Source organism: Corallococcus sp. AB045 (genome assembly GCF_003668895.1).
Taxonomy (GTDB): Bacteria; Myxococcota; Myxococcia; order Myxococcales; family Myxococcaceae; genus Corallococcus; species Corallococcus coralloides.
Genome location: NZ_RAWN01000005.1, coordinates 94,102 through 103,241 on the forward strand (window position 1 = coordinate 94,102; position 9,140 = coordinate 103,241).

3 protein-coding genes are annotated in these 9,140 nt (G+C 72.7%); 1 reads left to right on the top strand and 2 read right to left on the bottom strand.

Annotated elements, in window-relative coordinates:
• Positions 1 to 8: 8 nt before the first annotated feature.
• Entirely contained in the window at positions 9 to 3,677 is a 3,669-nt protein-coding gene (locus D7Y21_RS02310) for a UvrD-helicase domain-containing protein (RefSeq protein ID WP_121710927.1), read from the bottom strand.
• Complete coding sequence (locus D7Y21_RS02315) at positions 3,674 to 6,919, bottom strand: PD-(D/E)XK nuclease family protein (RefSeq protein ID WP_121710929.1); 3,246 nt, start codon at positions 6,917 to 6,919, stop codon at positions 3,674 to 3,676. Before D7Y21_RS02315 ends, D7Y21_RS02310 begins: the two co-directional genes overlap by 4 nt.
• A gap of 341 nt (positions 6,920 to 7,260) precedes the next feature.
• On the opposite strand from D7Y21_RS02315, the gene D7Y21_RS02320 reads away from it, so the two are divergent.
• On the top strand, positions 7,261 to 8,154 hold the full coding sequence (locus D7Y21_RS02320; RefSeq protein WP_120566551.1) for a phosphatase PAP2 family protein: 894 nt from the start codon (positions 7,261 to 7,263) through the stop codon (positions 8,152 to 8,154).
• Positions 8,155 to 9,140 lie beyond the last annotated feature (986 nt).

Below are 9,140 nucleotides of genomic sequence, written 5' to 3' on the forward strand. Positions count from 1 at the left end.
CCCGCCGCTTAGCACGCGGGAGGGGCCGGGTGACAGTGTTCCGCGAAGCCGCAGTGAAGGGCCTGGCAGGCCGCCTTGTCCCACCCCGGCCATGCCCGCGACATTTCGGCCTGGACGAGCGCTCGGACGCCCTCTGCCAGCCGGCGCACCGCCCCGGCGTCGGCGGATCCGGCCGGGAGGAATTCCGGCTCCGGGGAGGCGTCTCCCAGGAAGGCCACGCCCACCCGCACCGGCACCCCGTCGCGCACCATCCGCGCGGACGCCAGGGCCAGGGCTGTCAGCTCGTGAGCACACGCGGCCGGGCCCAGGGGGTGGCGGGCGCCCGGGCGAAGGAGCACCGCCACGGCCTCGCCGTCCGGCGCTTCCCAGAGCAGATCCACGGCGCCCTCCACGCTGGCGGAGTCATCCAGGTCCAGCACGAAGTCCAGGCCCCGGTGGATGGTGGACGCGGGCACCGCCGCGAGCTGGCGGGCGAACGTCGTGCCCAGGAAGCGCTCCACGGTGGCGAGCACGTCGCCCAGGTCGTCCTCGTCCGGATCCCGGCCCGCGCCGCGCAGGAGGTTCTCCAGGTGCGCGCGCCGCTCGGGGGCCTCCGCGTCCGGGCCCGCGAGCGACAGGTCCACCTCGCGCAACAGCCGCGTGACGAGCTGGTCCGGACGCTCCACGGGCAGCCAGCCGTCGGGCTCCACGAAGAGGGGCGCGGCGCGCACGGGGGCCTCCCAGGGTTCGGATCCGACGGCGAGCCCCATGCGGTGGAGCTGGTGGTAGCGGCGCGGGCAGGTGAGAAAGTCCTGGACCGCGCGCACGGAGGCGACCGCCGGGGCGTCGGTGAACACGGCGGCACCGGCCCCGGAGGCTTCGTCGGACATCCGCTCCAGCGCGGACTCCAGGCGGATCCGCGCCTGTTCGAGTTGCTCCTTCGTGGGCGGCTCCGGATCCGCGGGCGGCGGCAGCTGCTCCACGTCCACGTCGTTGGCGAGCGCACGCAGATCCGGATCCGCGTCCAGCCGTCGGTCCACGCGGTGCCACCACGTGTCCGTGCCCGCGCGCTTCTCCTCGCCGCCGGACAATACGAGCAGGTCCTTGGCGCGCGTGAGGGCCACGTAGAGCAGGCGCAGGTATTCGGCGTCCTCGCGGGCCTTCAGCTCGGCGCGCACGGCCTCGAAGCGTTCGGAGGTGAACGTGTCCAGCGAGTCCGGCATCCACGGCCGCAAGGCCAGGCCGAAGGAGCGCTCGAAGTAGGCCCGGGCGGACGTGGTGCGGCGGCGGCCTCCCATCCCGGGCACGATGACCACCGGCCACTCCAGGCCCTTCGCGCGGTGGATGGTGAGCAGCTGCACTGCGCGCGGGTCGCCCTCGTCCAGCAGGTCCGCCTGGGCCTCGTTGGGGTCGGAGTCCGCCAGCTGGCGCAGCTCACGCGCGAAGGCCACGCAGCCGCCCGTGCCGCGCTCGTCCCGGCGTGACGCCAGCGACAGGAGCTTCTCCACGTTCGCGCTCGCCTGCTCCGCGTAGGGCGAGCCCGCGAGTGCCTCGCGATAGCCGGTCGCGTCCAGCGCGGCCTGCAAGAGGGCATGCACGCCCAGCCGATCCCTCTCGCGCCGCAGCACGGGGATGAGCTCCAGGAAGCGCGCGAGCCGCGACTGCTCGCGCGCGGACATGGCGGCGCGGACCTCTTCATCCACCAGCCGGGGTGAGCCGAGCGACAGCGGCAGGTCCCCCGCGAGCCGGAACAGCGACGCGTCCGACAGGCCGACGAGCGGCGAGCGCAGCACCGCGGCGAACGCCAGCGCGTCGTCCGCGTCCGCGAGCAGCGCCAGCAGCGAGGCGAGGTCGCGCACCTCCTGGGCCCCGTAGAAACCGCGGCCTCGCAGCACCCGGTGCGGCACGCCGTGGCGGATCAACGCCTGCCGGTACTCCTCCAGGTGCGTGAAGGTCCGGAAGAGCATGGCCACGTCGCCGCCGCGCGCGGGACGCAGGCCCTTCTTGTCCTCCGCCATCACCGCTGGCGGAGCACCGGGCGCGAGCATCACCCGCAGCCTGCGGGCCACCGCGTCCGCTTCGTACTCGCGCAGCTCCGGGGCGGTGTCGGCCTCCGGCAGGGTGAGCCGCTCCACCACGGGCCCGTCGGCCAGGTTCGGGCGCGTGGGCGACAGGTCGTCCGTCTCGGGTTCGTAGACGACCTCGAAGGGACGGGGCGTCGCCTCCTTCGCCACGAGCAGCCCGGCGAACGCGCGGTTGAAGAAGGACAGGACACCGGGCAGCGAGCGGTAGTTGTTCTGGAGGAAGCCGCGCATGCCGCCCTCGGCTTCGATTTTATCCGCGAGGACCTTGAACACGGACACGTCCGCGCCACGGAACTCGTAGATGGACTGCTTGCGGTCACCCACCGCGCACAGGAACGCGGGCTCCAGGGGCAGCGAGGCCACCAGGTCCGCGTCCGGCGTCAGCTCGCGCGGGCCACCTTCGCGCTTCTCCGACAGGAGCAGCACCAGCTCCAGTTGCAGCCGGTTGGTGTCCTGGAACTCGTCCACCAGCAGCGCGCCCTGCCGCTCCTGCACCTGCTGCCGAAACTCCGGATGGTCGCGCAAGAGGTCGCGCGCCTTCACCAGCAACGAGGTGAAGTCGAACACGTTGCGCCGGGTCAGCTCCGCGTCGTGCCGCTCCTCCACCTGGGTCAGGAGGTCGCGGAAGGTCGCCTCGAAGGGCGCCGTGCGCCACGCGGCGTAGGCATCCTCCAGCCGCCGCACGGAGCCGTCGCTCTTGCCCTTCACCTTCCAGAGCAGTTCCTTCAGGCACGCGCCCGCGCCCTTGCGCAGGTTGGCCAGGTTGCGCGGCTCCGACAGCAGCACGGACCGCAGCAGCGGGAAGTGACCCGGCTGCATGAACGTGTCCGGCGTCATGCCCTTCAACGCGGGCTCGCACGCGGACAGGAGGTTGCTCCACTCGCCCTTGGTGTCCTGGGCTCGGGCGTCCAGGCAGAGGCGGCGGCAATCCTCGATGAGGGCCTCGAGCTGCGCCTTGTCCGCCACGCCGTCGCCCACGCGCGCCGTGGCGGCCTTGAGGCCCTCTTCGCGCAGCGTGCCGTAGACGTCCATCAGCGCGGCCACGAGCCCGTCGGAGAAGCCAGAGCCGGAGAAGCCCAGCTCCGCGCACAGCTCGCGCACGCGCGCGTCGCCGCCCTCCAGCGCGTCCAGGACCACGCGTTCGGTGACGTCCTCCAGCAGGCCCGCGGCCTCCAGCTCGTCCAGCACCTCGAAGGCGGGATCGATTCCCACCGCGGGCGGCGCACGGCGCAGGAGCTGACCGCAGAGCGAGTGGAACGTGCCCACCGTCGCGGCGCCCAGCTCCTCGCGCACCTTGCGCCACGCGTCCTGCGTGGGGAACGGGCGCTCCAGCCTCGCGAGCGACGCGCGCAGGCCCGTCTCCGCGTCGAGCGGGACGTCTCCCTGGGCCAGCGCGTCCAGGCGCTCGCGGACGCGCTTGCGCATTTCGGCGGCGGCCTTGTCCGTGAACGTGAGCATGCACAGCCGGGACGGGCGCAGCGGCTCCGCCTGCCGCGCTCCCGCGAACAGGTGCAGCGTCATCGTCACCAGGCTGTACGTCTTGCCCGCGCCGGCGCCCGCCATCAGGGCCAGGTTCTTCTCCAGCGCGAGCATGTGGGGCGCGGTGTCGCTCATCCGCTCCCCTCGTCCGAGATGCGGCGCTCGGTGATGCGGCACACCGCGCGGTAGCCGCACTTGCCGCAGTCATTGGGCCGCGCCGGGAAGTCGCCCTTGCGCAGCTGACGCACCAGCGACTCCACCGCGTTGGGCAGGTTGAGGCCGGCGGCCTCCGCCACGCGCTGGCGCACCTCCGGGTCGGTGGACAGCAGGTCCTCCAGCTCCGCGGGCGGCAGCACGGAGGACAGGTGGATGGCGTCGCCCGTGCGCAGTGAGAACCACGCCGCGTTGCGCGCGCCCACGTGGCCGGCCTCGCGCGCGGCGTAGAGGTACAGCGGGAGCTGGAAGTCCGACCGCAGCAGGTTCTCCTTCAGCGTGCGCTTGTCCAGGCGGCCCGTCTTGTAGTCGATGACGCCCACTTCCACGCCGGCCGTGTCCAGCCGGTCGATCTGTCCCTCGAAGACGATGGCGTCCTCCGCCACCATCAGCTTCACGTCGCTCCAGCGCTTGTCCTCGGCCGCCGGGCCGAAGCGCAGCTCGAAGCCTTCGGGCACCAGCGGGTCGAACGGCAGACCATGCCGCGGATCCGCGAGGATGCGCCGGGCCATGGCCTGGGCCTTCTCGCCCGCGAGCTTCCACAGCTCGTGGTGGCCCACGTGGTACAGCTCCGCGAAGTGCCGGCTGGCCTTCTTGACCGCCTTCTCCAGCACCTCTTCGGGGATGTCCTCCGGCGCCTGGCCCAGGAGCTTCTTCTCCTTGAGCGCCTGGAAGACCTCCTCCATCACGCGGTGCCAGAAGGTGCCTCGGCCCCGGGCGTCGAACTCCTCGTTGGCCACCACGGGCTCGGCCACCTTCAGGCCGTACGCGATGAAGCCCTGGAAGCCACAGTTGCCGAACTTCGACAGGGCGCTCGCGGACAGCGGGCGCTCCAGGCCGAAGTGGAACGTGTCGCGCAGCTTCTGCTCCAGTTGGGGGCCCTGCACGCCGCCGGTGAACTCGCCGGGCAGTTCGTCCTCGCGGCCGAAGAAGCGTAGGCGCGCGGCCTCCATGTGGGCCAGTTCTCGCGCGCTGCGGAACCAGTCGTCCGCGCCGAAGCGGTCCTTGAGCACCTGTCCCGCGGGGTCCGGTTCCGTGACACGCAAGGAGGGGAAGGTCAGGCCCGCCAGCGCCTCCAGCGCCACGGTGCGCCGCAGCTCCGGCGGCGTGAGCACTTCGTCCAGCGGCAGCACCGGGGGCAGCGTGCGCGTGGACCACTTGTGGCCAGTGAGCCTGCGCACCTCCTCCAGGAACGCGGAGGGCACCTGCTCCTGTCCCCCCGCGGCCTTCACCGCGAACGACAGGCTCAACGAGCCCTCCGCCGCCGCGAGCGCGCTGGCGAAGAGCAGCCGGTCCTCCGTGAGGCGCCAGGGCGCCCGGTCGTCGAACTCGCCGCCGGTGAGGCGGAACACGTCGCGGGTCAGGTGCTGGTTGAGCGCCACGCGCTCCGCGTCTCCCAACAGCGGCGACGGCGGATCCCTCCCGGGGAGCCGGCCTTCCGTGAGCCCGGCGACGAAGAGGTGCCGGAAGGTGCGGCCCGGCACCTCCGCCAGGTCCAGCACCTCCACCGCGCCCGTGGACGGGCCTCGCGCGGGCAGGTGCACGTCGCGCAGCGCGTCCGCCAGCCACCGGCCCAGCACGCGCCGGGTGATGCGGGGACCTCCGCCCACGGCGCGCAGCGAGCGCAGCAGCGCTTCCATCCGCTGGCGGAACGCCGCGAGCGCCGCGTCGTCCCGGGCCCTTGCGTCCTCGATGCGTGCGCCCAGGGTCCCGGCCTCGCGAGCCTCCAGGGGCCCCGCGGAGTCCAGCAGGCCCAGCCGCTCCACGACCTTCCACCACGCGGCGATCGACTCCGCGGCGGGGGCCTCCTGGGGGATGTGGCGGCATTCGTCGATGAGCCGCATCACGCGGTCGCGCAGCGCGCGCACGGCCATCACCTTGACTGCGTCCTCCTTGCGCTTGCCGCCCTGCGCGGCCATCCGGCGCGCGAGCCCTTCCAGGCGCACGTCGTAGGCGCCCTTGCCTCGCGTGGCGCCCAGGCGGTCGTCGCGCGCGGCGGCGAGCGCGAAGAGGGTCGCGGGTGCATCCGGCCCACCGCGCGACAGCGAAGGCACGTAGCGGCTGGAGACGAGCTCCGCCACGCGTTCGGCCGGGAAGCCGTCCTCCATCAGCACCGGCAGCTCCAGCGCCAGCCGCACCGGCCCCGCAAGCGCGAGCGGCTCACCCCACGGCAGGCGCACCGGCACTCCCAGGTCGCCCAGGGCCTCCGCGAGCCAGCCCGCCTCCGGGCCCAGGTCCCGGTACGCGATGGCGATGTCGCCCGGCGCGCTGCCCGAGTCGATGAGGCGGCGCACGTCGCGGGACACCACGCGGGCCTCCTCGCGCGCGTTCGTCGCGTTCCACACGGACAGCCCATCCACCGCGCCCTTCAGCACGTCGCGAGCGGCGCGGGGCGAGAACAGGTGCCGGCCCAGGTCCGTGAAGGGGCGGCCCTCGAAGGTGACGTCCGCCTTGAAGAGGTCCACGTGGGGCATGGTCTCGCCCCGGTTCTCGAAGGCGCGGAACAATGCCGCGAGCGCCGCGTCCGCCACCGGCGAGCCACCCACCGGCGTCTCCACGCGCAGAGACACGCGCCGGGCCTCGCACGCCGCGGCGAGCCCCATCAGCAGCTCCAGCTTCGACGGGCGCACGTCGTAGACGCCGTGGAGCACCAGCCCCGTCACCCCGTCCCAGCCCGAGGGCCACGCGCCCCGGTCCAGCGCCTCGCGAGCGCCCCGGAGCACGTCCTCGCGGTCCGCGAGCCCCAGCTCCGCCAGGCGCTGTTCGTACAGGTGATAGAGCCGAGCGAGGACCCGCGCGCGGGTACGGCGCTCCGGGGGCAGCACCTCCGCGGCGTCCTGGAGTTCGCGCGGGGAGAGCCGGCCGGCCTTCAGGTCCAGCAGCACGTCCGCCGCGGCGCGGGCGAAGGCGGGCTCGCGCACGTAGTCGCCGAACGGTGTGGGGCCCAGCGTGGCGCCCAGGCCGGCCACCACGGCGCGGGCCGCCATCGCGGGACAGGGCCGCCGGTTGAGCTCGCGCGCCCCACCCAGCGCGTGGACGAAGTCGTCCCACGTGAGCAGGTGGGTCCCCACGGCGATGCCCCGCGCACGCCGCTCCGTCCGCAGGGCAGCCTGGCGGCGCGCGGCATCAGGGAAGACGTGGAGTGTGCGGCCAGGGCGGGGCATGCGGGGCGAGGACTCTAGAACGGCCAGGGGCGCCGTTTTCATGCTCCTTTCTGCGCATTCCCACACCCTGGCCCGTTGTCCGCTCGCCTGCCGCCCTCAGAACCCGGGAAGTCCAAGGACGCGAGCCTTTCCGCCCGACCCGCGACAGCGCCGCTCCGGCTGGAGGCGCCCAGGGCCCAGAACCTGTCGGACAGTCGGACAGGTTCTGGAACACCAAGGCTGGCGCCATGGCGCCGGGGAAAACGGGCCGATGACACGCGGACGACCAAGCCGGGGCGCGACGAGCCCACGCTACCCGGATTGCGGGAAAAGGGCGGAGCGCCCTTATGCTCCTCCGCCCCATGCTTGCTTCATACCGGCCCCTCGCCACCTTCTGCCTGCTCCTGCTGGCGCCGCTGTCCCCCGCCGCCGCGCAGGACACCTCCGACGCGCCGCGCGCGCTGCGCTTCAACTGGACCCGCGACGGCATCATCACCGGCACCGCGGGCGCGCTGTGGATCTCCAGCGAGTCGGTGTTCAAGGACAACCTGGCCCCGGCGCAGTGCCGCTGGTGCGACCGTGCTCCGGACGGCACCGACCGGCTCAACCGCCTGGACCGCTGGGGCCGCGGCATCGCGGGCAACACGGAGGCGTCCCGCAAGCGCGCGGACACCTGGAGCAACATCATCGGGTTCGCGGGCGTGCCGCTGGGCCTCCTGGGCACCCAGTACGCCGTGGGACGCAGCAGTGGCGCCTCCACGGAGTTCTTCGCCCAGGACGCCACCATCATGGTGCAGAGCGCCGTCCTCGCCTCCGTCGCCAACCAGGCGGTGAAGTTCGCCGTGGGCCGCGAGCGTCCCTTCGTCCACGTCCTCCCGGAGGAGGAAAAGGGCCTCACCGCGCACCCCAGCGACAACAACCTGTCCTTCTACAGTGGCCACACCAACCTGGCCTTCTCCCTGGCCGTGTCCGCCGGCACCGTCGCCGCGATGCGCGGCTACAAGCACCAGGCCGTCGTCTGGGGCGTGGGCCTGCCGATCGCCGCCTCCGTGGGTCTCTTGCGCATGGGCGCGGACAAGCACTACCTCTCCGACGTGCTCACCGGCGCAGTGCTGGGCACCGCGTTCGGCGTCGCCGTCCCCCTGCTCCTGCACGGCCGCGTGGATGACACCGCGCCCGCCACCGCGCGGGCGTCCTCGGTGTCAATCAACCCGATGCTCGGGACCCAGATGGTGGGCCTGTCCGGCGCCTTCTAGTCACGCCTCGCCAGAAGTTCGCGAACACATCCTTCGCGGCAAAAGGCACGGACGGATGCAGCCGCGGCCCCCCGGAGTTCGCGCTCCTCTTCAGGGGGCCGGGGCGCGCTTCATGAACGACAGTGAGCGTGAAGGCCTGTCGTCGCTCGCGAAGCAGAGGAGCCTGGGGAATGGGCCATGAAGCGCCAGAGGCGCACTGCGCAGCGCCCCAGGGAAGCCCAGGAGTCCATGAAGCGCCTCGCCCACGATGCGAAATGCCCCGCGGAAGTATCTGCGGGAGCCGGTGGATGGAGCCTCACGCTGCGGGAGCCCCCCTCCGGAGACGAGGCGCCAAAACCTGTCCGACTGTCGGACAAGTTTCCCCAGGCAGCGCCCACCACGTCCCGCCCTGCGCACTCCCCACCGGCCCCACAGGGGGCAAGCCCCGGCTTGGATGAAGACACCAACTGCCCGCTGCCCAGCTCAACACGGAGGGCCTGCGCATCGAGGCACGGTGCAATCCCAAGTGGCCCGGTGTCTCCGGCGATGGGCGTGAGGCAGCAGAGGCAATGAGCATCAACGCTTGGGCGTACCCGTAGCGTCTCGTCCGGCTCGTTGGTTGGCGCGGGAGCGCCGAAGCCATGACTCTCCCCGCTGGGGTGTGCATCCGGCGCATCATCCAGCTCGGTGGCTGACGCGAAGCTTTCGGCGCCGCGCACCTCGACGCAAGGGCGTGCCTCCAGCGCCTCGGCTTGCGCGGTGGTGCCGGAGGCACGCTCCCCATCGCAAGGGCATTCCCCCTGCGCATCGTCTTGAGTGGTGGCTGACGCGGAGGCGCGGGCGCCACGCTCCTCAACGCAAGGGCGTGCCACCGGCGCATCCTCCAGCCCGGTGACTGATGCAGGCGCACCGAGGAGTCCTTCTTGAGTGAGGTGGGCCTCAGGGGACGCAGGGGACGCAGGGGACGCAGGGGACGCAGGGGACGCAGGGGACGCAGGGGACGCAGG

Coding starts and splice junctions, on each gene's coding strand:
- D7Y21_RS02315 (WP_121710929.1), bottom strand. CDS start 6,919: ATGCCCCGCCCTGGCCGCACACTCCACGTCTTCCCTGATGCCGCGCGC.
- D7Y21_RS02320 (WP_120566551.1), top strand. CDS start 7,261: ATGCTTGCTTCATACCGGCCCCTCGCCACCTTCTGCCTGCTCCTGCTG.
- D7Y21_RS02310 (WP_121710927.1), bottom strand. CDS start 3,677: ATGAGCGACACCGCGCCCCACATGCTCGCGCTGGAGAAGAACCTGGCC.